This window comes from Serratia sp. NCCP-200, assembly GCF_059697885.1.
Window position 1 is genome coordinate 274,493 of record NZ_BAAKUJ010000006.1, and the last position, 25,699, is coordinate 300,191.

Genomic DNA, 25,699 nt, shown 5'->3' on the forward strand with positions numbered 1-25,699 from the left:
CTTAGATTAACGATAAAGGGTAGGGGCGCTGCATACTGCGCCCGCTTAGCTTTTAGCCGCGTTTAGCCGCGATTTCTGCGTGGTGTTTCTTCTCGCTGATCATGGTCAGCACCAGCAGGATCACCGCACCGATGCTGCCGCCGATCATCACCATAAAGCCGCCGTCCCAACCGAAGTAGTCAACGGTATAGCCGACGATGGCGCTGGCTGCGACCGAGCCGCCCAGGTAACCGAACAGACCGGTAAAGCCGGCGGCGGTACCTGCCGCTTTCTTCGGTGCCAGTTCCAGCGCGTGCAGGCCGATCAGCATGACTGGGCCATAGATCAGGAAGCCGATGGTGATCATACAGGCCATATCGATGCCAGGGTTACCTACCGGGTTCAGCCAGTAAACGATGGTGGCGATGGTTACCAGCACCATGAAGAACACCCCGGTGGCACCACGGTTGCCTTTAAACACCTTGTCCGACATCCAGCCGCACAGCAGGGTGCCTGGAATACCGGCGTATTCGTACAGGAAGTAGGCCCAGGAGGACTTATCCAGCGCGAAGTGTTTCACTTCTTTCAGGTAGGTTGGTGACCAGTCCAGGATGCCGTAGCGCAGCAGATACACGAACACGTTGGCGATCGCGATGTACCACAGCAGTTTGTTTGGCAACACGTACTGCATGAAGATCTGCTTGGCTGTCAGCTCTTCTTCTGCTTCTTCGGTATAATCATCCGGATAGTCGTTTTTGTATTCTTCAATCGGTGGCAGACCAACAGATTGCGGGGTGTCACGCATCAAGGCGAAGGCGATCAGGGCCACCAGGATCGCACCGAAGGCAGGCATATACAGCGCCGCATGCCAGTCGTTAAACCAGGCCATACCCAGCAGGAACAGCAGTGGAGGCAGGCCGCCACCGACGTTGTGCGCACAGTTCCATACCGAAACGATACCGCCACGCTCTTTCTGCGACCACCAGTGCACCATGGTACGGCCACAAGGCGGCCAGCCCATACCTTGGAACCAACCACACAGGAACAGCAGCACGAACATCACGGCAATGCTGGAGGTTGCCCAAGGCACGAAGCCCATAAACAGCATGACGGCAGCGGCCAGTATCAGGCCGGCGGGTAGAAATACGCGCGGGTTGGAGCGGTCTGAAACCGACCCCATGATGAACTTGGAGAAACCGTAGGCGATGGAAATCCCTGACAGCGCGAAGCCCAGGTCACCACGGCTGAAGCCCTGATCGATCAGATACGGCATCGCCAGGGTGAAGTTTTTACGCACCAGATAGTAGGCGGCGTAACCAAAAAAGATCCCCATAAAAATCTGCCAGCGCAGCTTACGGTAGAGCGGGTCTACCTTGTCGACTGGCACACGAGAAATGTGTGCGGCTGGCTTAAAAATACTCAACATGAGCGCCTCCGATGGCTTTATCTGTTTATTGCCTCAACAGGAAACGGCTGTCCTGAAGATGAGCTTGCGGATACCTGAAGTGTTGTTAAATGTTCCATAACGAGCGCAATGCTAGAGAAAACCCCCCGGTCACACCGTGATGGATGGCTCATTTGTTACACTTTTATGAAACTGTGGCGAATTTTGAGTGATCGGTTAACATTTTGGAATGGCTAAATAGCACAAATACGTGATGTTTGTCACATTCATGGCTTTTTATGGCCATATTATTTTCGTTTTCTGTTCGTTATTGTTCCTTATCAAACAAAAACCCTACTGACTGTGGCTAAATAAAGCCATAACTACAGGCTCAGGGGGCGTGATGAGCAACAACTCACCAATCACCGAAACGGACGTGATCATCATTGGCGGCGGCGCTACCGGCGCGGGGATTGCCCGTGACTGCGCGCGGCGCGGTCTGCGTTGCGTTTTACTGGAAAGGCATGACATCGCCACTGGCGCTACTGGCCGCAACCATGGGTTGTTGCACAGCGGAGCGCGCTATTCGGTCACCGACGGTGAATCGGCACGCGAATGCATTGAAGAAAACCGCATCCTCAAGCGTATTGCCCACCACTGCATCGAGCGTACCGACGGCCTGTTCATTACCTTGCCTCAGGACTCATTGGCCTTTCAGCAGCAGTTTATTGCCGCCTGTCGCAGCGCCGGGATTGAGGCCGAAGCTATTGACCCCGCGCTGGCATTACGCCTGGAACCTGCGGCTAACCCGGCGCTGATCGGCGCGGTGAGGGTGCCGGATGGCACCGTCGATCCTTTCCGCTTAACGGCGGCCAACATGCTTGATGCGCGTGAACATGGCGCACAAATCCTCACCTATCATCAGGTTACCGGTTTGTTACGTACTGGCGATCGCGTTACGGGCGTGCGCGTTTTCGATCACAAGGCTGCACAGCAGTACGATATTCATGCTCAGGTGGTGGTCAACGCCGCCGGGATCTGGGGCCAGCAAATTGCCGAGTATGCCGATCTGCGCATCCGTATGTTCCCTGCTAAAGGGGCGTTGCTGATCCTGGGCCATCGCATCAATAACATGGTGATTAACCGCTGCCGCAAACCAGCGGATGCCGACATTCTGGTGCCTGGCGACACCATCTCGCTGATTGGCACCACCTCTACCCACATCGATTACGACCAGATCGACAACATGGTCGTGACGCCACAGGAAGTGGATATATTAATCCGCGAAGGCACGCTGCTGGCTCCGAAACTGGCGCAAACGCGCATTCTGCGTGCCTATGCGGGCGTGCGGCCACTGGTCGCCAGCGACGACGATCCCTCCGGGCGTAACGTCAGCCGTGGCATCGTGCTGCTCGATCATGCGGCGCGCGATGGGTTGGAAGGTTTTATCACCATTACCGGCGGCAAGTTGATGACTTACCGGCTGATGGCCGAATGGACCACCGATCTGGTCTGCGCCAAGCTAGGCATCGACAGCCCTTGCACCACGGCGGAAGTGGCGTTGCCCGGTTCCCGCCAGAGCGCCGAAGAAACGGTGCGCAGCGTGGTTTCACTGCCTGCCAGCATCCGGGGTTCGGCGGTATACCGCCATGGCGATCGCGCCAGCCTGGTCCCTTCTGGCAACCGGCTGGACAACAGCCTGGTGTGTGAGTGTGAAGCAGTGACCGCCGGTGAGGTGCGCTATGCGGTGGATTCTCTGACCGTCAACAATCTGGTCGATCTGCGCCGCCGTACCCGCGTGGGTATGGGGACCTGCCAGGGTGAGTTGTGTGCCTGCCGTGCCGCAGGTTTGTTGACGCGGTTTAATGTGGTAACGCCGCAGCAATCCATCACCCAACTGTCCCATTTCCTCAATGAACGCTGGAAAGGCGTGCGGCCTATCGCCTGGGGCGATGCCCTACGGGAGAGCGAATTCACCAGTTGGGTATATCAAGGGTTATGTGGGTTAGATGCGCAAGGCGATCCTAAGCAGGAGGCGGATGATGCAATTTGATGCGGTGGTGATTGGTGGTGGCTTGGCCGGGATGAGCTGTGCTATCCGTTTAGCCGAGCATGGCAAGCGCTGCGCGGTAGTCAGTTCCGGCCAAAGCGCGCTCTATTTTTCTTCCGGCTCGCTCGATCTGTTGGCCCATCTGCCCGATGGTACGCCGGTGGCATCGCCTCTGTCTGCCTTGCCCGAACTGGCGCAACAGGCTCCGCAGCATCCGTATAGCCTGATGGGAGCCACACAGGTGGCCGCGCTGGCAACGGAGGCTGAGCAATTGCTACAGCGTTGCGGGTGGCAGATGCAGGGTGATAGCAGCCAAAACCATCTACGCGTGACCCCTCTCGGGACCCGCCGTGCCACCTGGCTCAGCCCCCTGGCGATCCCTGTCTCTCCCTTGGGCAGCAAGTTGCCGTGGCAGAATATCGCCATGCTGGGGATTGAAGGCTTTCTGGATTTCCAACCGCAGATGGCGGCCAGCTCATTGATGCAAGAGCAGGGTCTCAAGGCTGAGGTGGCATTTTTGCATCTGCCTGTTTTGGATCGTCTACGTAATAATCCCAGCGAGTTCCGCGCGGTGAATATCGCCCGCGTACTGGATCTGCCAGAACATCTGACTCAGTTGGCGGAGGAGATCACGCGCCAGGCAGGAGAGGCTGAGGCCATCCTCCTGCCAGCCTGCCTGGGGTTAGAGGATGATGAACCGTTGATGACGTTGCGCCGGTTGGTCGGTAAGCCCGTTTATCTGTTACCCACGCTGCCGCCTTCCGTGCTCGGCATGCGGCTGCATCAGGCCTTGCGCCAGCGCTTGCAACAACTGGGTGGGGTGTTTATGCCGGGGGATAGCGTGTTGCGTGCCAGCTTCGACGGGCAGCGCGTCACCGGTCTGTATACCCGCAATCACACCGATATTCCGCTGCGGGCGCAGCAGGTGATACTGGCCAGCGGCAGCTTCTTCAGCAACGGCCTGGTGGCCGCTTTTGACGGCATTCGTGAGCCGGTATTTGGCCTCGACGTTTACAGCAAAACCGAACGCGCCGACTGGAGCGATGCCAATCTGTTTGCTCCGCAGCCGTACCTGCAATTTGGGGTTCAGACCGATACCGCGCTACGGGCGTTAAAACAGGGGGAGGCGATGACCAATCTGTATGCTATCGGTGCCGTGGCTGGCGGTTACGATCCGTTGCAGCAGGGCTGTGGCGCTGGGGTTTCGCTGCTCGGCGCGCTGCACGTTGCCCAACAGATCCTGGCACAGGAGGTTTCAGCATGAGTCTGTTACCAGACAACAGCTTCGAGAGCTGCATCAAATGCACCGTCTGCACCACTTATTGCCCGGTCGCCAAGGCTAACCCGCTCTATCCAGGGCCAAAGCAGGCCGGGCCTGATGGGGAGCGCCTGCGGCTGAAAGATCCGGCGCTTTACGACGAAGCGCTGAAGTATTGCACTAACTGCAAGCGCTGCGAAGTGGCTTGCCCCTCCGACGTTAAAATCGGCGATATTATCCAACGCGCACGGGCCAATTTCAGCCAAAGCAAACCGACGCTGCGCGATGCCATCCTCAGCCACACTGACATCATGGGCACGCTCTCGACGCCGTTTGCCCCTATCGTTAACGCGACTACCGGCCTGAAGCCGGTACGCAAGCTGTTGGATAAGGCGTTGAAGATCGACCATCGGCGTGAGCTGCCGAAATACTCGTTTGGCACCTTCCGCCGTTGGTACCGCCAGCAGGCGGAACAGCAGCAGCGCTATGCCGAGCAGGTGGCGTTTTTCCACGGTTGCTTTGTTAACTACAACCATCCACAGCTTGGCAAAGACCTGATCAAGGTGTTTAACGCCATGGATATCGGCGTGCAGCTGCTCAAGCGGGAGAAATGCTGCGGCGTACCGCTGATCGCCAACGGCTTTATTGCACAGGCGAAGAAGCAGGCTAAAGTGAATGCGGAATCGCTGCATGATGCGGTCCTGACCAAAGGCATACCGGTGGTGGCTACTTCGTCGAGCTGCACGTTTACCCTGCGTGACGAGTACCCGCATTTGCTGGAGGTGGATACCTCGGCGGTGCGTGAACGAGTTGAGCTGGCTACGCGTTATCTCTATCGTCTGCTCAGCCAAGGGCGCACCTTGCCGCTCAAACAGACGCCGCTGCGGGTGGCTTACCACACGCCGTGTCATATGGAGAAAATGGGCTGGACGGCCTATACGCTGGAGTTATTGCGGCAGATCCCAGGGCTGGAACTGGTGGTGTTGGACTCGCAGTGCTGCGGTATCGCCGGGACTTACGGCTTCAAGTCGGAAAACTATGAAACCTCGCAAGGCATTGGTGCCTCGCTATTTCGCCAGATTGAAGCCAGCGGAGTGGATATGGTGATCACCGATTGTGAAACCTGCAAATGGCAGATCGAGATGTCCACCAGCAAGCGCTGTGAACATCCGATCACCCTGTTAGCACAGGCATTGGCGTAACAGATTAAACGGGCCAGCATGCTGGCCCAGTGCGATTACTGCTTGATCTTCACCGTATTGAACACGCCAGCCGCTACGCTTTGAGACTGCTGCTGGTTATCCGCTGGCAGCGTGATTTGCAGGGTCAGTTGCTTACCGTCTGGCAGTATAGCGAGCAGCACGCCAGAGTAGGCTTTTTGGCCTGCTACGGTGATCACGGTATCCAGTTGACGCATTGGCGTGCCGTTAATTTCAACCGCTTTATTGGTAATGACCTGCAGGTTGGCATCGCGGGAGTGTTGCTGCTCTTCCATGCGCTTGGCCAAGGTTTCCAGATCGCCCGCTGCCTTGTCAGCAACGATCACGATCACCGCACGCTGGTTGCTGCTGTCGGCATAGATGTGCACGTTAGTTGGCTGGTTGGTCAGCTTATCGCTCTGATCGGCTAAACCGTTAGGCAGAGTAAAGGTCAGCTTGCCATCCAATAAACTCACCTGTTGTCCGCTTGGGACGCTGGCTGCTGCGCTGCCTGCGGGGGCATTAGTGTCTTTGGTGGCGCTATCACAGGCCGCCAGGCCAAGCACTAACAGGCCGATACCCATCAATTTTGTTACTTTACGCATCTGGTGTTCCTTATTCCTTTGCAGATAGAGTTGGTTGACCGTATGGCTAGATGTCACAGGTTTTTTTTAAGTAATAGACGATACTCGTCTACTTCGCCTTTCTTTTCTAGAGTGAAAATCTGATATTCGTGGCTAATGAGCATTATTAGCATGGCGCGGAACTGGTTGCGGGTTTTTACCCACAGTTGCTGATAGCCTTGCGAACGTGCCCAACGCTCTTGCTCCGCCAGCATGGTTTGGGCGACACCCTTGCGGCGAAAATCAGGTAAAACTGCGCCCAGCCAGCTGTAGAACTCCCCCGGCGCGGTTTGATAGCCGAGTTTAAAACCGGCTGCCTGGCCATCAATTTCGGCAATCAAGCCGTGAGAAGGGTTATCCCCGATGCGTTGCTGCAAATCTTTCAGGCTGTGCAGACTGCCAAATTCTGGAATGCAGAGGTAAAGAGAGTAGATCTCTTCAAGTGTAGCTTGGCGAGTGGTTAAGCGCATGGGCAGCCTCCGTTAAATCAGGCTGCCCAGTATAAACCAGAAGGCGGGTTAACTCAGTTGCAACCGGTTGGCGGGTTGGCGTTCTGCCAGACGTTTGAGCAGCATATTGAGCAGCACCCCGTACATCGGCAGGAAGAATACCAGGCAGATCAGCACTTTGAAGCTGTAATCTACCAGCGCGATTTCCACCCAGTTGGCGGCCATAAAGGGATCGCTGCTTTTGTAGAAGGCGATAAAGAAGAAGGCCAGGGTATCGCTGATATTGCCAAGGAACATGGCCGCGGCGGGGGCAACCCACCAGGCACTGCGTTGACGTAGGCGGTTGAACACCTGCACGTCCAGGATCTGGCCCAGTACGTAGGCCATAAAGCTGGCGGCGGCGATACGCGCTACAAACAGGTTGAAGCTGGTCAAGGCGGCAAAGCCCTGCCATTCACCCTGGAAAGTGACGGTGGAGATCACATAGGAGATAAACAGCGCCGGGACCATCACGGCAAGGATAATCCTGCGTGCCAGCGGAGCACCAAAGATCCGTACGGTCAGGTCAGTGGCCAGGAAGATAAACGGAAAAGTGAAGGCACCCCAGGTGGTGTGAAAGCCGAAAATGCTGATCGGCAACTGCACCAGGTAGTTGCTGGAAGTAATGATGGCGATGTGAAATAGCGATAGCCAAACCAACGCGATTAAGCGTTGTCGATCGGTAAACGAATACATAATGTAGCCTTTTTGAGTGTGGGGTGAGGGAACCCATTGTTAACTGCGCGGCGACATGGTACGCGTTTGGGCATTCAATGCAATGGTTAAATTTAACGCAAACGTTAACGTATCTTGCGCAGAAAAACTACCGGCGTAAACTAGCGGGTAATCAGATCCGGCGAGGGTTCGCCGATCGTTTTAGATCGAGAGAGATGTATGACTGACATTTTTGCCCAGGCAGACCAGACGCTAGACGCGCTGGGGCTGCGCTGTCCGGAACCGGTCATGATGGTGCGCAAAACCGTGCGCCATATGGATAACGGTAAAACCTTGCTGATCATTGCCGACGATCCGGCCACCACCCGCGACATCCCGGGTTTTTGCCGCTTTATGGAACATACGCTGGTGGCCCAGGAAACCGAGCAGGCCCCATATCGTTACCTGCTGCGTAAGGGCCTGGCAGAATAATCCTTTGGCTGTCAGGCCCATTTCCATAACGGGCCTGACAGATGTTCTACTATGTACGTTTCTTCAGCAGCCGTAAGGCGTTGGCTGTCACCAGCGCGGTTGCTCCAGAGTCTGCCAATACGGCCAGCCACAGGCCAGTCATCCCCAGTAGGGTGGTGACCAGGAAAATCGCTTTCAGCCCAAGCGCAATGGTAATGTTCTGGCGAATATTAGCGTGGGTAGCGCGGGAGATGCGGATCATCTCGGCAACGCCGGTCAACCGGTTGTGTGTCAGCGCGGCATCCGCCGTTTCCAATGCCACGTCGGTACCGCTCCCCATCGCAATGCCAATGCTGGCGGCCTTCATCGCCGGGGCATCGTTGATACCGTCGCCGATCATGGCGGTAGGTTGCAACTTGCTCAGCTCGGTTACCGCGTTCACTTTGTCTTCCGGCATTAACCCGGCGCGGTAATCGATCCCCAATTCATTGGCAATGGCGGCCGCAGCGCGCGGGTTATCACCTGTGAGCATCACGCCACGAACGCCTAATTGCGTCAACTCGGCAATCGCCTGTTTAGCGTCGCTACGCAAGGTGTCACGCAACGCCAGCAAACCGATAGGCTGCCCGTCCTCTAGCACCACCACTGCGGTTTTACCCGCCGTTTCCAGCGTCTCTACCTGGCTGCACCATTCGCTGCTCAACTGGCTTTCCGTCAACTTGCCCGGTGCGCTGATCAGGATAGTTTTACCGTCAACCTTCCCTTCAACCCCGATACCTGCCAGAGCCCGGCGGCCTTCGGCCAGTGGCAATGCAGTCCCGTTCTCCGCTGCGCGGTTGACGATCGCCTGTGCCAGTGGATGATGTGAGCCCGTCTCGACAGCTGCTGCAATGGCCAGCAGTTGCTGTTCGCTGAGGCCGTCTGCAGGCAGCACATCGGTCACCGTCGGTTTGCCTTCGGTCAGCGTACCGGTTTTGTCGAACGCGATGGTTTGCACTTGGCCCAATTGTTCTAATGCCGCACCACCTTTAATCAGCGCGCCACGGCGCGTGGCCGCCGCAAGGCCAGAGGTGATGGCCGCTGGCGTGGAGATGACCAAGGCACACGGACAACCGATCAGCAGCAAGGTCAGCCCCCGGTAGATCCACATTTCCCAAGGCTCGGCAAACAGCAGCGGTGGCACGAGGATCACTGCCACGGCCAGCAGCATGATCGCCGGAGTGTAGTAACGGCTGAAGCGATCGAGGAAGCGCTCAATCGGTGCGCGGCGCTCTTCGGCCTCTTCAATCAGCTGCAGGATACGGTCGATGGCATTTTTACCCGGCTCGGAAGTGACCTTCATCTGCGCGGCCTGATCGACGGACAGGCTGCCAGCGGCCACTTTCTGACCCTGTTGGCGCTCTACCGGCACGGATTCACCGGTTAAAGCGCTTTCGTCAAAGCTGGCGAACGGGTTTAGCAACTCGGCATCGGCAGGCAAGCGGCCACCGGGCGCGATCTCTATTACGTCACCGGGGCGCAGGCTGGCTACAGGCACGCGTTTACGTACGCTGCCCTGGATAAGCAGAGCATCTTCCGGCACCAGTTCCATCAACGCTTTCACGCCACGGCGTGCACGATTGGCCGCGTAGGATTCCAGCAGTTCTCCCACCATAAACAACAGCAGCACCATGGCCGCTTCGGCGGTGGCACCGATAAACAGCGCACCGATGGCGGCAACGCTCATCAAGGTTTCTATGGCAAACGGTGTGCCTGAACGGATCAGGCGCAAGGCTTTGCTGGCAATCGGCACCAGGCCGACCAAGGTGGTGGCAATAAAGGCAATTTCGCCCAGCCGAGGGTTGAAGAAGTCGAGAACCCAACTGAGCACCATCAGTGCGGAGAGCAGCAGCAGAGGGCCGTACTCACCAAACCGGGAGGTTTTGGGTTCATCGCCTATTGCCGGCGGGTTAGTCCCCAACAGGGTAAAGCCAGCCTGTTTTACCGCGTCCTGGATCCGCATGCTGACGTCGGATTGGGCATCCACCACCAGTTTTTCCGTGGCAAACAGCACGCGAGCGCTGTCGACGCCGGGGATCGACGTTACGGCATTTTCGATTTTCTTGGCACAGCTCGGGCAATCCATGCCGGTGACTTTCCAACTGAAACGCTGGCTGCCGGAAGGGGGAACGGCAGCCAGCCTGTCGCTTTCCTCATCCGGGTCGTCGGGGCCATCGCTACTGCAGCAGCTGGCACCGTGCTCGTGGGCCGCGTGATGGTCATGGGCAGCGGTTGCTCCCACCGGGGTTTTTTCATTGCTACAGCCATGCTGGGTTTTGGCGTGGTCATGACTACAGCCGCAGCCGTGATCGTGATTATGTTCTTGATGCTGATGCTCTTGGTGATTATGTGGTTTATGAGTCTGCATAGCGCCCCCTTTAGGCAATCCAATATCCTCTCAACAAGCACTCTACACCTTGGAGCTGGCTCCAGAGTCAAGCGCGATATGAGAATTATTGTTAGTTGCAGGGGCGCTACGGATCCGGTTGCCCAGACCCGTAGCCTGCCATTACAGATAGAGCGAGCGGACGATGAGGAAATGCCCGGAGAAGTAGCAGAAGGCGACCACGGCATCTGCCGCGCGGAAGGTAAAGCGGTAGCGGTTCAGCAGCCAGACGATATTGGCCAGCAGCAGCAGCGAGGTACCCGCCAGCAATGAGAAGCCAAAGTCGGTACTGCGCAGGAAATATTGTTCCCCCGCCAGCCACACCATCAGCAGCGTCATAGCGACCAGCGTGGCGATCGGCCAGCGCATCTCTTCCAACCGGCTCCAGATGATGGCCAGCAGCAGTGTGCCAATCACCAGCAGCACCAGCGGCAAAGGCCAGAACAGGCTGAAGGTCATCTGGCTGGCAAAGCTCAGGGTATACAGCAGGTGTGAGAGGAAGAAAGCACCGATGGCGTACAGCACCCGCTCGCGCGGCAGCAGTAATAAGGCATCACCCGCCAGCGTAGCCAACAGGCCCAAAACGATCAGATAACCCGCAGGGCCCAATACCGGAGCCTGCCAGGCCAATAACAGCAACAGCAGTAAGGTGACGGGTTTAAATACCCAGCGTTGCCAGCGCGGGCCGCGATAGGAGGCATCAACGAACAACCAACCGGAAAAAAATACGGCAAGGAACGGCCAACTCATATGTCTTCCTTATTTATTATGGGAGCCGGGATAACCAACTCCAGGTTGTCACTTTCTCAGTGTAAGCAGCGCGCGTGGGTTCGACAATGCTTTCTTCCGAATGCTATGTTTACGCGGTTTTAGGCGTGAATGAAATCCGCCGGATAAAAGAGGAAAACCGTCAATGAGTAAGCCACCGTTGTTCTTTGTTGCCGTGATCGCGCTGATCGCGGTGCTGGCGACCCGCCAATACCTCAACAAACGCCGCCAGGATGCGGATAATGACCGTCAGCCGGTGCGTACATTGCAGGTGGAAGTCAGCGCCAAGCGGGAGTTCCCCTCGCCGAATCGTCGTTCGCGGCAGCGGGAAAATATCGTGGTGGAAGATATGCGTTACGAAGTGTACTTCCGTCCGTTGACGGGCGGCAGCGAGATCAAAATACCGTTGCCGCAGCAGCAATATAATCAGATAGATAAAGGCGCTCAGGGCACGCTGAGCCTACAGGGCACCCGCTTTATCTCCTTCACGGCACAGAAATCGTAGGGGCGCCGCATGCTGCGCCCGCTAAAAGGCTATTTTTTCTTCAGCGGCGGCTGTTTTTTCTGCCAGTCCAACAGCTCAAACACGCCAAAAATAAAGATCTTGGTTTCCAGCCAGCGGCTGATGGGCTGATCTTTCGGCTGGGTGGATTTCAGTAGCACCAGCTGTAGCCCGTGCATCACCACCATAAAGAACAAGGCTACGTTGATGAAGTAGGTCAGCGGCTTGGGATACGGGTGAAACAGGTTGGTGAGCAGAAAGCCCCACACGCACAGCATCAGCAGACGGCCCAGGTTAATCAGCATGTTCGGTTTTCTCTTCAAGGGTGCGGAGGTAAAGGCGATAGGCTACCTGGCCGGCGACCTTCTCGCGGTGCAGTGTCCAGGTCGCAGGAACATCGGTGGCGGCGCTTTCGGCTTCAGCCTCGACGTAAATCCAGGCCTCGTTCGCTAACCAACCCTGTTGTTCCAGCAGCGTGACGGTATCGGCCAGCAACCCTTTGCGGAACGGGGGATCGAGAAACACCACGTCAAAAGGTTGCCCGTTACCTGCCAACCAGGTCAAAGCGTTGGTATTCACCACGCTGCCATTGCCTTGCAACAGCGCCAGGTTTTTCCCCAGCTGTTGGGCTACTGGCCGCTCGTATTCCAGCAGCGTGGCGCTTTCGGCATAGCGCGATAAGGCTTCCAACCCCAACGCACCGCTACCCGCGAAGCAGTCCAGACAGCGAGCCCCACGGATCACCGGGGCTAACCAGTTGAACAAGGTTTCGCGTACGCGGTCGGTGGTTGGCCGCAGCCCCTCACTGTTGGGCACCGGCAGTTTGCGCCCGCGCCATTGGCCGCCGATGATGCGGATCTGACCAGCGGAGGCCGTCTGCGGTTTTTTGAGCGCGCCGCGCGGTGGTTGTTTTGCCATAAAGAGTCTTAATCAGTTGCGAAGTTAACGAAAAGTTACCGCCATTCTATACCGGATTGCGGATAAGTTGCAGCCTGGAGGCGGTGAGAGCGTTAAAACTACCGCGATGAAAGCATTGCCGATGCGTGTTGCTGTGCCAGGGAAAGTGATAGACTCGGCGAATTAATTTTTCGCATTTGCAAGCCATTGGTACGGAGTAGGGTCAGAACATGGCAAAAGATAAAAAACGTGGGTTTTTCTCCTGGCTGGGCTTCGGCCAGAAGGAAGAAGAGCAGCAACAACCTGAATCTGCCGTAGAACAGGCGGAACAGCAGGCCGCAGAAACCCCGGCTGCCCCCAAACTGGACGATAAGCTTCCTACCCAGGGATCTGCTCCAGCCGCCACCAAAGATACCCCAGGGGAGTTGGATAGCAGCCTGAGCGGCGAGCCTATCACCGAAAATATCCTGCCGCTGGACGAACACCATGCTGAGCCGGTGGCGATCGAAGAAGTCACCGTAGCGCAACAGTCTGAGGCGCAAGTAGAAGAACCCGAGCTGATTGAAGCGCCAGCCGAGATTATTGAACCTGAGCCCGAGGTGGTTGAAGCGGTAATCGAAGCGCCTGCTGAAATTATCGAACCTGAACCCGAGGTGGTTGAAGCGGTAATCGAAGCGCCTGCTGAAATTATCGAACCTGAGCCAGAGGTGATTGAAGCGGTAATCGAAGTGCCTGCTGAAATTATCGAACCTGAGCCAGAGGTGATTGAAGAGGTTATCGAGCCTGAGCTGGAAGCGGAACCCGAACAGCCTGAACTGCTGGCTCCGGCGGTAACGCAAGAGCAAGAGCGCCCTAGCAAAGAAGGCTTCTTCGCCCGTCTTAAACGCAGCCTGCTGAAAACCAAACAGAATCTGGGTTCCGGCTTTATCGGCCTGTTCCGTGGCAAGAAGATCGACGACGATTTGTTCGAAGAGCTGGAAGAACAACTGTTAATCGCCGACGTTGGTGTAGAAACCACTCGTAAAATCATTGAGTCTCTTACTCTGCACGCCAGCCGTAAGCAATTGAAAGATGCCGAATCGCTGTATGGCAAACTGAAAGAAGAGATGGCGGAAATTCTCGCCAAGGTGGATCAGCCACTGGATGTCGGCGGCAAAACGCCGTTCGTGATCCTGATGGTTGGCGTCAACGGTGTGGGTAAAACCACCACCATCGGTAAGCTGGCGCGTCAGTTCCAGGCCGAAGGTAAATCGGTGATGTTGGCCGCGGGCGACACTTTCCGCGCCGCAGCGGTTGAGCAGTTGCAAGTCTGGGGCGAACGTAACCGCATTCCGGTCATCGCTCAGCATACCGGTGCCGATTCCGCTTCGGTGATCTTCGACGCGGTGCAGGCGGCCAAAGCCCGCAATATCGATGTGCTGATTGCCGACACCGCTGGTCGCCTGCAGAACAAGGCGCACCTGATGGAAGAGCTGAAGAAGATCGTGCGGGTGATGAAAAAACTGGACGAGCAGGCCCCCCATGAGGTTATGCTGACTCTGGATGCCAGCACCGGACAAAATGCGGTTAACCAGGCGAAATTATTTAATGAAGCCGTGGGCCTGACCGGCATAACGCTGACTAAACTGGACGGTACCGCCAAAGGCGGGGTGATCTTCTCCATTGCCGATCAGTTTACTATCCCGATCCGTTACATCGGCGTTGGTGAAGGCATCGAAGATTTGCGGCCGTTTAAGGCTGATGACTTTATTGAGGCACTTTTTGCCCGAGAGGATTGATACGGATGATTCGCTTTGAACAGGTCAGTAAAGCTTATCTGGGCGGACGGCAAGCCCTGCAGGGGGTAGATTTTCATCTGCGTCCGGCGGAGATGGCGTTTCTGACCGGCCATTCCGGCGCGGGGAAAAGTACCCTGCTGAAACTGATTTGTGGGATTGAGCGGCCAAGCGCCGGTCATATCTGGTTTGGCGGGCATGACATCAGCCGGTTGAAAAACCGCGAGGTGCCTTTCCTGCGCCGCCAGATCGGCATGATTTTCCAGGATCACCATCTGCTGCTGGATCGTACGGTGTATGACAACGTGGCGATGCCGCTGGTCATCGCTGGAGCCAGTACCGAAGATATCCGTCGCCGCGTTTCGGCTGCGCTGGACAAGGTCGGGCTGCTGGATAAAGCGAAGAACTTCCCCATTCAGCTCTCCGGTGGTGAGCAGCAGCGCGTTGGCATTGCCCGCGCGGTGGTGAACAAGCCAGCGGTGCTGTTGGCGGATGAACCGACCGGTAACCTGGATGACGCCCTGTCGGAAGGGATCCTGCGCCTGTTTGAAGAATTTAACCGCGTTGGGGTGACGGTGCTGATGGCAACCCACGACACCGGGCTGATCGCCCGGCGCAATTACCGCATCCTGACGCTGAGCCAGGGCCGTATGGTAGGGGGGGCACAGCATGGCGAATAATGCAAAAACCGCCAAGAGCAAGGCACTGCGTGGTGGCTGGCGTGAACAGTGGCGCTATGCTTGGATGAACGCCATTGCCGATATGCTGCGCCAACCACTGGCAACGCTGCTGACCGTGATGGTCATCGCCATCTCCCTGACGCTGCCGAGCGTTTGCTACATCGTCTGGAAGAACGTCAGTACCGCTGCAACACAGTGGTACCCAACGCCACAGTTGACGGTGTATCTGGATAAATCCCTCGACGATGACGCGGCGGTCAAAGTGCTGGATGCCATCAAGGCCGAGGCCGGGGTGGAGAAGGTGAACTACCTGTCGCGTGAAGAGGCGCGGGGCGAGTTCCGCAACTGGTCTGGTTTTGGTGGCGCGCTGGATATGCTGGAAGAAAACCCGCTGCCAGCCGTGGCGATTGTCACGCCACAGATGAGTTTCCAGAGTTCCGATACGCTCACCACCCTGCGCGATCGCGTGGCGGCGGTGCAGGGCGTGGATGAAGTCAGGATGGACGACAGTTGGTTTGCCCGCCTGGCGGCGCTGACCGGGTTGGTGGGCCAGGTGGCCTTGATGATCGGCATACTGATGGTGGTGGCGGTATTCCTGGTGATTGGTAACAGCGTGCGTCTGAGCATCTTCAGCCGTCGCGATACCATCAACGTGATGAAGCTGATCGGTGCCACCGACGGCTTTATCCTGCGGCCATTCCTCAACGGTGGTGCAATGCTCGGCTTCTTCGGCGCGCTGCTGTCGCTGGCCCTGTCTGGCGCGCTGGTGTGGAAGCTGGAGTCGGTAGTGACCAACGTGGCGAAGGTGTTTGGCACCACCTTTACCCTGCATGGCCTGGGTTGGGATGAGGCGCTGTTGCTGCTGCTGATCTCGGCGATGATCGGCTGGATTGCCGCCTGGTTGGCCACCGTGCAACATTTACGCCGATTTACACCACAATAGTGAATTTTTGGTATACTCTTCTCCTGCTGCGGCCCGGTTGCCGTGCTGCGGGAGAAGAGCTGCCAGACCTCAACATCTCCGATCTCTTCTCAAACGCACAAATTCCCAATCAACCTGAGCTTGCATGACGTATTGTCGTGTGCACTGTGTGTGAAAAACGGTGAACTTTTGGGGTTGAGCACGGTCCAAATCTGCAGCAAATGTTTAGGTGCCCGGCGTGTGGACCCGCTTTTGCAACAGCAACTGCCGCAAGATCAATAGCTCCCCGCCGTGAAATCACCTGCATGACCAGTTTTATCAAGAGAGGGTTTTGAATGACCAAAGAAATGCGCACTTTAGCCTTAGTCCCACAGGGCAGCTTGGAAGCCTACCTGCGGGCAGCCAACACCTATCCGATGCTGACGGCAGAGGAAGAGCGGGAACTGGCTGAACGGCTGCATTATCAGGGCGATCTGGAAGCAGCTAAGCAGCTCATCCTGTCTCACCTGCGCTTTGTCGCTCATATTGCCCGTAACTATTCAGGGTACGGTTTGCCGGTGGCAGATCTTATCCAGGAAGGGAATATCGGCCTGATGAAGGCCGTGCGTCGCTTCAACCCAGAGGTTGGCGTACGTCTGGTGTCCTTTGCGGTGCATTGGATCAAGGCAGAAATTCACGAATACGTGCTGCGCAACTGGCGTATCGTCAAAGTGGCGACCACTAAGGCACAGCGCAAGCTGTTCTTCAACCTGCGTAAAACCAAGCAGCGTCTGGGCTGGTTCAATCAGGACGAAGTCGAGCTGGTCGCGCGCGAGCTGGGTGTCACCAGCAAAGACGTGCGTGAGATGGAGTCGCGTATGGCGGCACAGGACATGACCTTTGACCCAACGCCGGAAGACGAAGGGCGTGACGGCCATGCCATGGCCCCAATGCTCTATCTGCAGGATAAAAGCTCGGACTTTGCCGAAGGGATCGAAGAAGATAACTGGGAAAGCAACGCCGCAGACAAACTGGCCTACGCGCTGGAAGGTCTGGACGAGCGCAGCCAGCATATCATTCGCGCCCGCTGGTTGGACGACGACAACAAGTCCACCCTGCAGGAGCTGGCCGATCAGTACGGCGTTTCTGCCGAGCGTGTGCGCCAGCTGGAAAAGAACGCCATGAAGAAACTGAAGATGGCGATCGAAGCCTGATACCGATAGCGCTTAACGCTCGAAAAGCCCGGCTTGCCGGGCTTTTCTGTTTTTGTAGTTAGTTGGCTGCGGGATCAAACTCCGGTGCCGGGCAGTCATAGCCAAATTTGGTACCCCACTCAAACTGGGTGCCATTCTTGATATAACGCTGATACAGCGCGCGGCCGGTTTTGGCGTCGCGGGCTATCACCCAACCAGCGGCATTACACAGCACGGCAGCGTAGGCCTGGCTTTTCGGCGGTAGCAGGTCGGCGGCCTTTTGCGCCAGATCCACCGCCTGCCAGCGGTAATGCAGGAAACGGTTATCTGCATCTGGCAACGATTTCTTGGCCCGTGCCGCTTCCGCCGCGCTGATCCAATTCTTGTCTTTGATGTCCTTGGTGTTGAACGCATCCCCCAGATAGGAATACCCCGCGCCATAAATATTGTAATCCGGCGTCATTTCATAGCCGCTGAAATCCAACCCCTGCGAGCGCAACAGCGCCGCCGCCTGATAGTAGCTTTTGGCGCGCGCGCTGTTATCTGCCGATTTATCCTTCGCCGCTTTCATCAGGTTGGCAAAGTCCTGCGCCGCCTGGCGGTAGTTTGGAATGGCAAAGTAGTTCACCGCTTCCTCATAGCGACCTACGCGCATCATGCGCCGTGCCAGCAATTCACGCAGTTGAACCTTTTGGGTGATCCGCTCGCCATTGTATTCATCGGGTTTGACCGGCTTGAGTGGCGTGGTGGGGGCTGGTGCATGCTTATCCACAAAGCCTTTCAGTTCATCGACCGTTAGCACTCGCTCGGCGATATCCGCCACGTCTGCCCAGTAGTTTTCTTTGCCGCGGTACATCAGATCCATCGCTTGCAGATAGTCGCCACGGTTCAGCGCCAGAATGGCCTGCTCGCCGGCAACTCGGCAATCCGGCACGATCATTTCGGCTGCGAAGTCTTCGTTACGCTGTTCCCCCCAGCTTTCATCGGTAGGGAATGCGGCTGCGGCTTTGGCATAGGCGGCGGTTGCGGCTTTCACATCACTCTCACGCAGGGCCATTTTGGCACGTAACCACCAGGCTAAACCGCCATCTCCCGCATTTTTCAGCAGGTTGGCCGCCATGGCATATTGCCCGGAACGATAGGCCAGCGCCGCCAGCCGGTCGCTACCGGTGAAACCGCTTTTAACCGAGTCATTGAGCAACGTCAGGGTCTGATCGACAAGTTGTTTAGCGCCGGTCTCACCGTTAATGATGCCAGACATCTCCAGATTACTGCTGCGGGCGAACAGCTCAATGGTGACCAATTGCTGCACCAACGGATCGTGAATAGCCTGTTTTAACGCCTCCACATGCTGCGGGTTGATCAGATAGGAGGAGATATATTGCAGCGAGAGACCGCCATCGGGATCGCCTTGGGCGGCCTGCTGAGCATATAGCTGTGCTGCCGGAGCGATTTCCCCGAGCCACAAATGAATACGTGCTTGTTGGCCCAGGCTACTCAGTGCCAGTTGATCGGGATCGGCGGTGCCACTTTTCACCTGGTCGATCACCTGTTGGAAGGCAGCCAAGGCCTGCTCAAGCTGCGCTTTCTCCGGATGTTTCACCACCGGCTCGCTACCGGATTCACTTTCCGGCGTGCCATGATCGTCCATCAGCAGGCGGCCGAGCGAGTATTGCGCCCGTAACCCCCATGCTTCCTGCTCGGCGGCTGGCAACGCCAACACCTGCTGGAAATATTGCGACGCCCGCGGATCTTCTGCGGCAAAGGCGACCGCCCCCAGCGTATATAAGCGCGCGGCATTAGATAGCCCTTGCGCATTCACCGCGTCGGCTTCTTCAACGGTGTGGGTAGCACGCATCTGGCTAATGGCCTGCTGTGCGGGTGAAAGCGGCATCGGTTTTGGCGGTGTCACCGGGGCCATGGGCGGAGCCTGCCAGCGTGGCAGCTGTGGGTCTACCGGTACCAGACGGGTGGCTTCGAAAGCGAAGTTACCCTCAGGCATATACAGCAGGGTGCCGTTGCGATTAACCAGCAGGCGGTTGGGGAAGTCTGGCCCACAGGCTTGGCCGCTCAGCGGCACCATCAATGCTGCAGCGATCAGTGATGCTAACGGGAGCGCACGGCGACGGTGCCCTGCAGTGTGCAAATCAAGGTATGACATGGGTGCCTCCTGGCGTGATCTGTTGGCAGCGTAGCCAGCCCAAGGGGCGTGATTGCCCTGCTCGTAGCTGATCGCCGCTAATGCGGATAAAGCGTTGGGGGTCCGATGCCGTTGCCAACTGGTAATGACCTACCGCGTCGGCGGCCAGGCAACCTTCGGCCTGAATGTGGATCTCACGCGGTAACGGAGCATCCACTGGACCCTGATTCTCAATCATCAAATCATACAGCCCATTTTGCTGTGGCTGCGGCAAAAATTTAACCTGCCAGTGGGTGAGCAATGGCTGGTGCTGGATCACCGCCCGTAGCGTCGCCATCGACCAGGCGCGGCGATCGTTTTCCAGCGGCAGGCGGAACCAGATAATGCCGCGCAGATGTGGCAGTGGGCGTTGTGCGAGCTGCTGCAAGAAATCGGCAACCTGCTGCGGTGCCACGGTCAGCTCCTGGACCTTGCCCGCCACGCGCTGCGAGGCTTCGCTCTCAACCAGAGCCCCCTGGGCATCGAACCCTAGCAGAGCCATGCCGTAGGCTGGCAAGGCAATACGGAAGGGTTTAGGGCTAAGGCGAGCGTACTGGCGTGTCCACTCCTGCGCCAACCGGCCGTCGAATAAACCTTGGGTGGGGGAGAGCACCGCATGTACCTGAAGCACCGAGCTGTCTACCTGTTGCAGTACGCCGGGCAGCGCTGGGGATCCGATCCAGGCGGGCAGGGCGGTGATGCCTAGCTGTAATGAAGAGGGCAGCCGTTGGCGCAGTTGGTGCAGAAATTGTTGATATTTGGGCAGCCGTACGGTGGCGGCGTCATGGTCGATCTCCACACCAATCACCGGTAAACCAGCCGCCTGCCAGCGTTGCAGCTGTTGTTGCAGACGTGCATAGATGGTGGCCTCATCCAACTGCATCAATTGCCCGTCTATCCGCACTACCAACCATAGCGGGCGGCCATCTTGTTTCAGCATGGCGGTATTGACCGTGATGTCCCGGAAACCCTCACGGGGATGCACCTGCAGACCCAACACGCGCAGGGTAGTAAACAGGTCACGGCTGGCAGCCAGCGCCTCGGCATGTTGAGGTGTCCACACCCTTTGCCAAACGTAGGCCTGCTGATCCCAAGGCTGATGAAGATTCATTGCCTGGTAGCGCCCTGCAAACCAGGCCATGACGGCGAGCAGCATAATGACGATCAGAGCTATCCAACGTTTCATTTTTGCCAGCAATCGCCCTGAGCCTGGAAGCCGCAAGCACGCATAAAGTTGCCGACCTCGCCTCGTTCACGAGCGGCCAACCCGGCAGTATCCAGTTGCCAATGTTGCACCTGTGGCAATTGGCGTTGGGCATCTTCCATCAGATACAGCCCCACGCCACGGCGGCGTGTCACTTCGCGTACCAGCAGATCGTGCAATTGAGCGCTCTGGCCCGCTATCTCGATTTTTACCGCCCCCAGCAGCCGCTCGTTAAAACGGGCGGCAAACAGTGCTTTATCTTCCTCCAGCCAGCTTAGCCACTGCTCAGGCTGTTGATGTGGCCAGATTTTACCAAGGTCGATAAGGTCTTGAGGGGACAAACTGGTCAAGCGTTCAATGGTCAGTTTCATGCCGGATTTCCGCACCGATAAGGGATGTCGACAGTGTAATGGATCTTGCTCAGTGCGTTGTGTAAGTTTTTCTATACGAGGTCTGCGCGAAATGTTTTTTGCTGCTGGCATTTTCCGAGTAAACGGTTAGTTAATGGCATGTTAACCAGCACATCGCGCTGTTCCTTGCGCTAAACGGCGCAGATTTAATCCGGATTTTATGCTGTTTACACCGCTTGTTTCTGACATTGGGAGTTGCTTTGCAGAAGAAAACTCCTGTTTAATGACATGAAAAATAAAGTCTTATTAGAAAATATTGTCGCGAATCTACCTAAATCATTATTACTTATAGATAAAAGCGATTTACCGGCGTTTTGCCAGCCAGGGTCAGTTGGCCGTCACTTGCAATCTGCCGGGTAGAAACAATGATTAGGTGTGACAAATACAACAGCAACACTCACAACGACAGATGGGGAATATGCGGATGAAATTAACAAAGGGTAAAGCGCTGCTGGCCGGTTGTATCGCGATGGCTATCGGCCATGTCGCTGTGGCAAAAGACATCAAGATTGCCGTAGTGGGTGCCATGTCCGGCCCGGTGGCGCAGTATGGTGATATGGAGTTTACCGGTGCACGTCAGGCGATTGCCGATATCAACGCCAAAGGCGGTATCAAGGGCGATAAGCTGGTGGCGGTAGAGTATGACGATGCCTGTGACCCGAAACAGGCGGTAGCGGTAGCCAACAAGGTCATCAATGACGGCATTCGTTACGTGATCGGCCACCTGTGCTCTTCATCGACCCAGCCAGCCTCCGACATCTATGAAGATGAAGGCGTGATCATGATCACCCCGGCGGCGACCAACGCCGATCTGACCACCCGTGGTTACAAGATGATCCTGCGCACCACTGGCCTGGATTCCGATCAGGGCCCAACGGCCGCCAGCTACATCCTCAACGAGATTAAACCCAAGCGCATCGCCGTGGTCCACGACAAGCAGCAATACGGTGAAGGCCTGGCGCGTTCAGTGCGTGACAGCCTGAAAAAGCAGGGGACCGATGTTGTGATGTTTGAAGGCATCACCGCTGGCGATAAAGATTTCTCTACCCTGGTCGCTCGTCTGAAGAAAGAGAACGTCGATTTCGTCTACTTCGGCGGTTATTACCCAGAGATGGGCCAGATCCTGCGTCAGGCCAAACAGGCGGGCTTGACTACCCGCTTCATGGGGCCGGAAGGTGTGGGTAACTCCTCGCTGTCCAACATCGCCGGTGCTGCGTCTGAAGGCATGCTGGTGACGCTGCCAAAACGTTACGATCAGGTGCCAGCCAACCAACCGGTGGTTGATGCATTAAAAGCCAAGAAGCTGGATCCGACTGGGCCATTTGTCTGGACCACCTATGCAGCACTGCAATCGCTGGTCACCGGGATGGAGCGCAGCGGGAGCCAGGAACCGGCAGATATCGTCAAAGATCTGAAAACCGGCCAACCGGTGGCAACCGTGATGGGGCCACTGAGCTGGGATGACAAAGGCGATCTGAAAGGCTTCGAGTTCGGGGTGTTTGAATGGCATGCCGACGGCTCATCAACGCCGATTAAATAAGCCCGTTTAAGGTGGCCTCTGCGTTTTTTGGGCGTGGAGGCCACCTTGACAGCAAAATCTACAAACCGGGAATTCCCGGCGCCTGCAACGCCAGCAGGCCGTTGGGCCGCTCTTTGTCGGCCAGTACAACACCTTAGAAGGTCAGAGTATGTCAGAGCAGTTTCTCTATTTTCTGCAGCAGATGTTCAACGGCGTGACGCTGGGCAGCACCTATGCATTGATCGCCATCGGTTACACCATGGTCTACGGCATTATCGGCATGATCAACTTCGCCCACGGCGAGGTCTATATGATCGGCAGCTATGTTTCCTTTATCGTGATCGCCGCCCTGATGATGATCGGTATCGACGTGGGTTGGCTGCTGATCGGCGCAGCGTTCCTGGTGTCGATCGTGATTGCCAGCGCCTATGGCTGGAGCATCGAGCGGGTAGCCTACAAACCGGTGCGCAACTCCAAGCGCCTGATTGCGCTGATTTCCGCCATCGGGATGTCGATATTCCTGCAAAACTACGTCAGCCTGACGCAGGGGTCGCGTGATGTGGCGCTGCCAAGCCTGGTCACCGGCCAATGGGTGCTGGGTGAGAGCAACGGCTTTGCCGCGACCATCAGCACCATGCAGCTCATCATCTGGGTCGTCACTTTCCTGGCGATGCTGGCGCTGACGATGTTTATCCGTTATTCGCGTATGGGCCGCGCTTGCCGTGCCTGTGCGGAAGATTTGAAGATGGCCAGCCTGCTGGGCATCAATACCGACCGGGTGATTTCGCTCACCTTCGTGATCGGGGCAGTGATGGCGGCGGTGGCTGGCGTGCTGCTCGGCCAATTCTACGGCGTGATCAACCCTTACATCGGCTTTATGGCCGGGATGAAAGCCTTCACCGCGGCGGTACTGGGCGGGATTGGCAGCATTCCTGGGGCGATGATTGGCGGGCTGGTGTTGGGCGTGGCTGAAGCGCTCACCTCCGCCTATTTGAGCACCGAATACAAAGATGCGGTGTCCTTCGCCTTGCTGATTGTGGTGTTGCTGGTGATGCCAACCGGCATCCTTGGGCGTCCGGAGGTTGAGAAAGTATGAAACTCGGTCTGCTTAACGCCTGTATTGCCACGGTCGTGCTGTTTGTCATGGCCTCCTTCCTGATGGGGATGCAACTGAGCCTCGACGGTACCAAGCTGGTGGTGCACGGCGCTGCCGAAGTGCGCTGGATGTGGATTGGCATCGGTTGTGTGGTGGTGTTTTTCTTCCAACTGCTGCGTCCGCTGATGCAGCATGGGATGAAGAAAATCTCCGGCCCGGCGTTCGTCTTACCCAGCTTTGACGGCTCCACCATGCGCCAGAAGGTGCTGGCAGCGGCGATCATCATTGCCGCCGTCGTCTGGCCGTTCCTGGTGTCGCGCGGCACGGTGGATATCGCCACCCTGACGCTGATCTACGTGATGCTGGGGCTGGGCCTGAACGTGGTGGTCGGCCTTTCCGGCCTGTTGGTGCTGGGATACGGCGGCTTTTACGCCATCGGAGCCTATACCTACGCATTGCTGAACCATTATTACGGCCTGGGATTCTGGGAAAGCCTGCCGCTGGCGGGGATTGTCACCGCCATCTTTGGCTTCCTGCTTGGTTTCCCGGTATTACGCCTGCGGGGAGACTATCTGGCGATCGTCACGCTGGGCTTTGGTGAAATCGTCCGCATCCTGCTGCTGAACAACACCGAGATTACCGGCGGGCCAAACGGCATCAGCCAGATCCCGAAACCCACCTTTTTTGGTCTGGAGTTTAACCGCAGCGCCCGCGACGGTGGCTGGGATACCTTCCATAACTTCTTTGGCCTGAAATACGATCCCAGCGACCGCATCGTGTTCCTCTATCTGGTGGCACTGCTGCTGGTGATATTGACGCTGTTTGTGATTAACCGCCTGCTGCGCATGCCGCTGGGCCGTGCCTGGGAAGCGTTGCGCGAAGATGAGATCGCCTGCCGCTCACTGGGCTTGAGCCCGACCAAAATCAAACTGACCGCCTTTACCATCAGTGCCGCCTTTGCCGGTTTCGCCGGCACGCTGTTTGCCGCACGTCAGGGGTTTGTCAGCCCGGAATCCTTCACCTTTGTGGAATCGGCCTTTGTGCTGGCGATCGTGGTGTTGGGCGGCATGGGCTCACAGTTTGCGGTGATCCTGGCGGCGATCCTGCTGGTAGTGTCCCGTGAGATGATGCGCGATCTGAATGAATACAGCATGTTGCTGCTGGGGGCGCTGATGGTCTTGATGATGATTTGGCGGCCGCAGGGGCTGCTGCCGATGAAACGCCCGCAGTTGAAGCTGAAAGTGGCTGATATCAAAGCCGTGAAGGGGGAGCAGGCATGAGTACTCAACCTTTACTGGCGGTCGCCGGGCTTTCGATGCGTTTTGGTGGTTTGCTGGCGGTAAACAACGTCGCGCTGGAGCTGCACCAAGGTGAGATTGTTTCGTTGATTGGCCCGAACGGCGCAGGCAAGACCACGGTGTTCAACTGCCTGACCGGATTCTATCGCCCGACCAGTGGCACCATCAAACTGCGCGATCGCCATCTGGAAGGGCTTTCCGGCCAGACCATTGCCCGCATGGGGGTGGTGCGCACCTTCCAGCACGTGCGGCTGTTCCGCGAAATGACGGTGATTGAAAACCTGCTGGTGGCCCAACATCAGCATCTGAAAAGCGGCGTGTTTGCCGGTTTGCTGAAAACCCCGGCGTTCCGCCGTGCAGAAGCCGATGCGCTTGAGCGTGCGGCAGTGTGGCTGGAGCGTGTGGGCCTGTTGGAGATGGCTAACCGTTCGGCGGGTAATCTGGCCTATGGCCAGCAGCGTCGGCTGGAGATCGCCCGTTGCATGGTAACGCGCCCGGAACTATTGATGCTGGATGAACCGGCGGCGGGCCTGAACCCGAAAGAAACCGATGAGCTGGATCATCTGATCGTCGAGCTGCGTGACCAGCACCAGGTGTCGGTGCTGTTGATTGAGCACGATATGAAACTGGTGATGGGGATTTCCGATCGCATCTACGTGGTGAATCAGGGAACGCCGTTGGCGCAAGGCTCACCGGCAGAAATCCGCAATAACCCGGACGTGATCCGGGCCTATCTGGGCGAATAA

General features: G+C 57.0%; 24 protein-coding genes. 13 read left to right on the forward strand and 11 right to left on the reverse strand.

Annotated features, from left to right (window positions below; translation table 11 throughout):
- Positions 1-52: 52 nt before the first annotated feature.
- A complete protein-coding gene (glpT, locus tag AC6HVW_RS19935; protein ID WP_021181519.1) occupies positions 53-1,405 on the reverse strand; it encodes a glycerol-3-phosphate transporter in 1,353 nt (450 codons plus the stop codon).
- Positions 1,406-1,766: 361 nt separating this feature from the next.
- On the opposite strand from glpT, the gene glpA reads away from it, so the two are divergent.
- Genes glpA through glpC form a run of 3 tightly spaced genes read left to right on the forward strand, consistent with a single transcriptional unit; the run spans position 1,767 to position 5,873 of the window.
- Positions 1,767-3,416 (forward strand): anaerobic glycerol-3-phosphate dehydrogenase subunit A, encoded by a 1,650-nt coding sequence (glpA, locus tag AC6HVW_RS19940; RefSeq protein ID WP_071681776.1) that lies wholly within the window; start codon positions 1,767-1,769, stop codon positions 3,414-3,416.
- On the forward strand, positions 3,406-4,677 hold the full coding sequence (gene glpB, locus AC6HVW_RS19945) for a glycerol-3-phosphate dehydrogenase subunit GlpB (protein ID WP_071681778.1): 1,272 nt from the start codon (positions 3,406-3,408) through the stop codon (positions 4,675-4,677). The genes glpA and glpB overlap by 11 nt, the downstream gene beginning before the upstream one ends.
- Entirely contained in the window at positions 4,674-5,873 is a 1,200-nt protein-coding gene (glpC, locus tag AC6HVW_RS19950; RefSeq protein WP_071681780.1) for an anaerobic glycerol-3-phosphate dehydrogenase subunit GlpC, read from the forward strand. The genes glpB and glpC overlap by 4 nt, the downstream gene beginning before the upstream one ends.
- A 35-nt stretch (positions 5,874-5,908) precedes the next feature.
- On the opposite strand, the gene AC6HVW_RS19955 is transcribed toward glpC, so the two are convergent.
- From AC6HVW_RS19955 to AC6HVW_RS19965, 3 genes are read right to left on the reverse strand one after another with little or no spacing between them, the layout of a single operon-like run.
- On the reverse strand, positions 5,909-6,475 hold the full coding sequence (locus AC6HVW_RS19955) for a DcrB family lipoprotein (RefSeq protein ID WP_497569647.1): 567 nt from the start codon (positions 6,473-6,475) through the stop codon (positions 5,909-5,911).
- A gap of 53 nt (positions 6,476-6,528) precedes the next feature.
- Positions 6,529-6,963 carry a GNAT family N-acetyltransferase gene (locus AC6HVW_RS19960; protein ID WP_071681784.1) on the reverse strand — a complete coding sequence of 145 codons (435 nt, stop codon included), beginning with the start codon at positions 6,961-6,963 and terminating at the stop codon, positions 6,529-6,531.
- Positions 6,964-7,011: 48 nt separating this feature from the next.
- Positions 7,012-7,677, reverse strand: a complete 666-nt coding sequence (locus AC6HVW_RS19965; protein WP_021181513.1) for a 7-cyano-7-deazaguanine/7-aminomethyl-7-deazaguanine transporter — start codon at positions 7,675-7,677, stop codon at positions 7,012-7,014.
- A 198-nt stretch (positions 7,678-7,875) separates the two neighbouring features.
- On the opposite strand from AC6HVW_RS19965, the gene tusA reads away from it, so the two are divergent.
- On the forward strand, positions 7,876-8,127 hold the full coding sequence (gene tusA, locus AC6HVW_RS19970; protein WP_021181512.1) for a sulfurtransferase TusA: 252 nt from the start codon (positions 7,876-7,878) through the stop codon (positions 8,125-8,127).
- Positions 8,128-8,176: 49 nt separating this feature from the next.
- Here the strand turns inward: tusA and AC6HVW_RS19975 are convergent, their stop codons facing one another.
- Positions 8,177-10,513 carry a zinc/cadmium/mercury/lead-transporting ATPase gene (locus AC6HVW_RS19975; protein WP_071681786.1) on the reverse strand — a complete coding sequence of 779 codons (2,337 nt, stop codon included), beginning with the start codon at positions 10,511-10,513 and terminating at the stop codon, positions 8,177-8,179.
- Between the two features lie 141 nt (positions 10,514-10,654).
- On the reverse strand, positions 10,655-11,281 hold the full coding sequence (locus AC6HVW_RS19980; RefSeq protein WP_071681788.1) for a lysoplasmalogenase: 627 nt from the start codon (positions 11,279-11,281) through the stop codon (positions 10,655-10,657).
- A 163-nt stretch (positions 11,282-11,444) separates the two neighbouring features.
- On the opposite strand from AC6HVW_RS19980, the gene AC6HVW_RS19985 reads away from it, so the two are divergent.
- Positions 11,445-11,804 (forward strand): DUF2500 domain-containing protein, encoded by a 360-nt coding sequence (locus AC6HVW_RS19985; protein WP_021181509.1) that lies wholly within the window; start codon positions 11,445-11,447, stop codon positions 11,802-11,804.
- A gap of 29 nt (positions 11,805-11,833) precedes the next feature.
- Here AC6HVW_RS19985 and AC6HVW_RS19990 read toward each other — a convergent pair whose 3' ends face one another.
- Both AC6HVW_RS19990 and rsmD read right to left on the reverse strand, forming a co-directional pair.
- A complete protein-coding gene (locus AC6HVW_RS19990) occupies positions 11,834-12,106 on the reverse strand; it encodes a DUF1145 family protein (RefSeq protein ID WP_021181508.1) in 273 nt (90 codons plus the stop codon).
- Positions 12,096-12,719, reverse strand: coding sequence for a 16S rRNA (guanine(966)-N(2))-methyltransferase (gene rsmD, locus AC6HVW_RS19995; RefSeq protein WP_021181507.1), 624 nt, complete (start codon positions 12,717-12,719; stop codon positions 12,096-12,098). The genes AC6HVW_RS19990 and rsmD overlap by 11 nt, the downstream gene beginning before the upstream one ends.
- A 209-nt stretch (positions 12,720-12,928) precedes the next feature.
- On the opposite strand from rsmD, the gene ftsY reads away from it, so the two are divergent.
- The 4 genes from ftsY to rpoH all read left to right on the forward strand — a co-directional run bounded on the left by ftsY (position 12,929) and on the right by rpoH (position 17,268).
- Positions 12,929-14,476, forward strand: coding sequence for a signal recognition particle-docking protein FtsY (gene ftsY, locus AC6HVW_RS20000; protein ID WP_497569648.1), 1,548 nt, complete (start codon positions 12,929-12,931; stop codon positions 14,474-14,476).
- Positions 14,477-14,481: 5 nt separating this feature from the next.
- A complete protein-coding gene (ftsE, locus tag AC6HVW_RS20005) occupies positions 14,482-15,153 on the forward strand; it encodes a cell division ATP-binding protein FtsE (RefSeq protein WP_021181505.1) in 672 nt (223 codons plus the stop codon).
- Complete coding sequence (gene ftsX / locus AC6HVW_RS20010; protein ID WP_021181504.1) at positions 15,143-16,096, forward strand: permease-like cell division protein FtsX; 954 nt, start codon at positions 15,143-15,145, stop codon at positions 16,094-16,096. The genes ftsE and ftsX overlap by 11 nt, the downstream gene beginning before the upstream one ends.
- 314 nt (positions 16,097-16,410) lie before the next feature.
- Positions 16,411-17,268 (forward strand): RNA polymerase sigma factor RpoH, encoded by an 858-nt coding sequence (gene rpoH, locus AC6HVW_RS20015; RefSeq protein ID WP_021181503.1) that lies wholly within the window; start codon positions 16,411-16,413, stop codon positions 17,266-17,268.
- A 58-nt stretch (positions 17,269-17,326) separates the two neighbouring features.
- Here the strand turns inward: rpoH and AC6HVW_RS20020 are convergent, their stop codons facing one another.
- Genes AC6HVW_RS20020 through panM form a run of 3 tightly spaced genes read right to left on the reverse strand, consistent with a single transcriptional unit; the run spans position 17,327 to position 21,001 of the window.
- Complete coding sequence (locus AC6HVW_RS20020; protein ID WP_071681794.1) at positions 17,327-19,408, reverse strand: hypothetical protein; 2,082 nt, start codon at positions 19,406-19,408, stop codon at positions 17,327-17,329.
- Entirely contained in the window at positions 19,395-20,612 is a 1,218-nt protein-coding gene (locus AC6HVW_RS20025; RefSeq protein ID WP_071681796.1) for a DUF3142 domain-containing protein, read from the reverse strand. Before AC6HVW_RS20025 ends, AC6HVW_RS20020 begins: the two co-directional genes overlap by 14 nt.
- Positions 20,609-21,001, reverse strand: coding sequence for an aspartate 1-decarboxylase autocleavage activator PanM (panM, locus tag AC6HVW_RS20030; protein ID WP_071681798.1), 393 nt, complete (start codon positions 20,999-21,001; stop codon positions 20,609-20,611). The genes AC6HVW_RS20025 and panM overlap by 4 nt, the downstream gene beginning before the upstream one ends.
- Positions 21,002-21,464: 463 nt before the next feature.
- On the opposite strand from panM, the gene AC6HVW_RS20035 reads away from it, so the two are divergent.
- The 4 genes from AC6HVW_RS20035 to livG all read left to right on the forward strand — a co-directional run bounded on the left by AC6HVW_RS20035 (position 21,465) and on the right by livG (position 25,699).
- Positions 21,465-22,580 (forward strand): branched-chain amino acid ABC transporter substrate-binding protein, encoded by a 1,116-nt coding sequence (locus tag AC6HVW_RS20035; protein WP_037376583.1) that lies wholly within the window; start codon positions 21,465-21,467, stop codon positions 22,578-22,580.
- Positions 22,581-22,728: 148 nt separating this feature from the next.
- Positions 22,729-23,655 (forward strand): high-affinity branched-chain amino acid ABC transporter permease LivH, encoded by a 927-nt coding sequence (gene livH, locus AC6HVW_RS20040; protein ID WP_021181499.1) that lies wholly within the window; start codon positions 22,729-22,731, stop codon positions 23,653-23,655.
- Positions 23,652-24,935 (forward strand): high-affinity branched-chain amino acid ABC transporter permease LivM, encoded by a 1,284-nt coding sequence (locus tag AC6HVW_RS20045; RefSeq protein WP_024529578.1) that lies wholly within the window; start codon positions 23,652-23,654, stop codon positions 24,933-24,935. Before livH ends, AC6HVW_RS20045 begins: the two co-directional genes overlap by 4 nt.
- Positions 24,932-25,699 carry a high-affinity branched-chain amino acid ABC transporter ATP-binding protein LivG gene (gene livG, locus AC6HVW_RS20050; RefSeq protein WP_025120109.1) on the forward strand — a complete coding sequence of 256 codons (768 nt, stop codon included), beginning with the start codon at positions 24,932-24,934 and terminating at the stop codon, positions 25,697-25,699. Before AC6HVW_RS20045 ends, livG begins: the two co-directional genes overlap by 4 nt.

Coding starts and splice junctions, on each gene's coding strand:
- glpT (WP_021181519.1), bottom strand. CDS start 1,405: ATGTTGAGTATTTTTAAGCCAGCCGCACACATTTCTCGTGTGCCAGTC.
- glpA (WP_071681776.1), top strand. CDS start 1,767: ATGAGCAACAACTCACCAATCACCGAAACGGACGTGATCATCATTGGC.
- glpB (WP_071681778.1), top strand. CDS start 3,406: ATGCAATTTGATGCGGTGGTGATTGGTGGTGGCTTGGCCGGGATGAGC.
- glpC (WP_071681780.1), top strand. CDS start 4,674: ATGAGTCTGTTACCAGACAACAGCTTCGAGAGCTGCATCAAATGCACC.
- AC6HVW_RS19955 (WP_497569647.1), bottom strand. CDS start 6,475: ATGCGTAAAGTAACAAAATTGATGGGTATCGGCCTGTTAGTGCTTGGC.
- AC6HVW_RS19960 (WP_071681784.1), bottom strand. CDS start 6,963: ATGCGCTTAACCACTCGCCAAGCTACACTTGAAGAGATCTACTCTCTT.
- AC6HVW_RS19965 (WP_021181513.1), bottom strand. CDS start 7,677: ATGTATTCGTTTACCGATCGACAACGCTTAATCGCGTTGGTTTGGCTA.
- tusA (WP_021181512.1), top strand. CDS start 7,876: ATGACTGACATTTTTGCCCAGGCAGACCAGACGCTAGACGCGCTGGGG.
- AC6HVW_RS19975 (WP_071681786.1), bottom strand. CDS start 10,513: ATGCAGACTCATAAACCACATAATCACCAAGAGCATCAGCATCAAGAA.
- AC6HVW_RS19980 (WP_071681788.1), bottom strand. CDS start 11,281: ATGAGTTGGCCGTTCCTTGCCGTATTTTTTTCCGGTTGGTTGTTCGTT.
- AC6HVW_RS19985 (WP_021181509.1), top strand. CDS start 11,445: ATGAGTAAGCCACCGTTGTTCTTTGTTGCCGTGATCGCGCTGATCGCG.
- AC6HVW_RS19990 (WP_021181508.1), bottom strand. CDS start 12,106: ATGCTGATTAACCTGGGCCGTCTGCTGATGCTGTGCGTGTGGGGCTTT.
- rsmD (WP_021181507.1), bottom strand. CDS start 12,719: ATGGCAAAACAACCACCGCGCGGCGCGCTCAAAAAACCGCAGACGGCC.
- ftsY (WP_497569648.1), top strand. CDS start 12,929: ATGGCAAAAGATAAAAAACGTGGGTTTTTCTCCTGGCTGGGCTTCGGC.
- ftsE (WP_021181505.1), top strand. CDS start 14,482: ATGATTCGCTTTGAACAGGTCAGTAAAGCTTATCTGGGCGGACGGCAA.
- ftsX (WP_021181504.1), top strand. CDS start 15,143: ATGGCGAATAATGCAAAAACCGCCAAGAGCAAGGCACTGCGTGGTGGC.
- rpoH (WP_021181503.1), top strand. CDS start 16,411: ATGACCAAAGAAATGCGCACTTTAGCCTTAGTCCCACAGGGCAGCTTG.
- AC6HVW_RS20020 (WP_071681794.1), bottom strand. CDS start 19,408: ATGTCATACCTTGATTTGCACACTGCAGGGCACCGTCGCCGTGCGCTC.
- AC6HVW_RS20025 (WP_071681796.1), bottom strand. CDS start 20,612: ATGAAACGTTGGATAGCTCTGATCGTCATTATGCTGCTCGCCGTCATG.
- panM (WP_071681798.1), bottom strand. CDS start 21,001: ATGAAACTGACCATTGAACGCTTGACCAGTTTGTCCCCTCAAGACCTT.
- AC6HVW_RS20035 (WP_037376583.1), top strand. CDS start 21,465: ATGAAATTAACAAAGGGTAAAGCGCTGCTGGCCGGTTGTATCGCGATG.
- livH (WP_021181499.1), top strand. CDS start 22,729: ATGTCAGAGCAGTTTCTCTATTTTCTGCAGCAGATGTTCAACGGCGTG.
- AC6HVW_RS20045 (WP_024529578.1), top strand. CDS start 23,652: ATGAAACTCGGTCTGCTTAACGCCTGTATTGCCACGGTCGTGCTGTTT.
- livG (WP_025120109.1), top strand. CDS start 24,932: ATGAGTACTCAACCTTTACTGGCGGTCGCCGGGCTTTCGATGCGTTTT.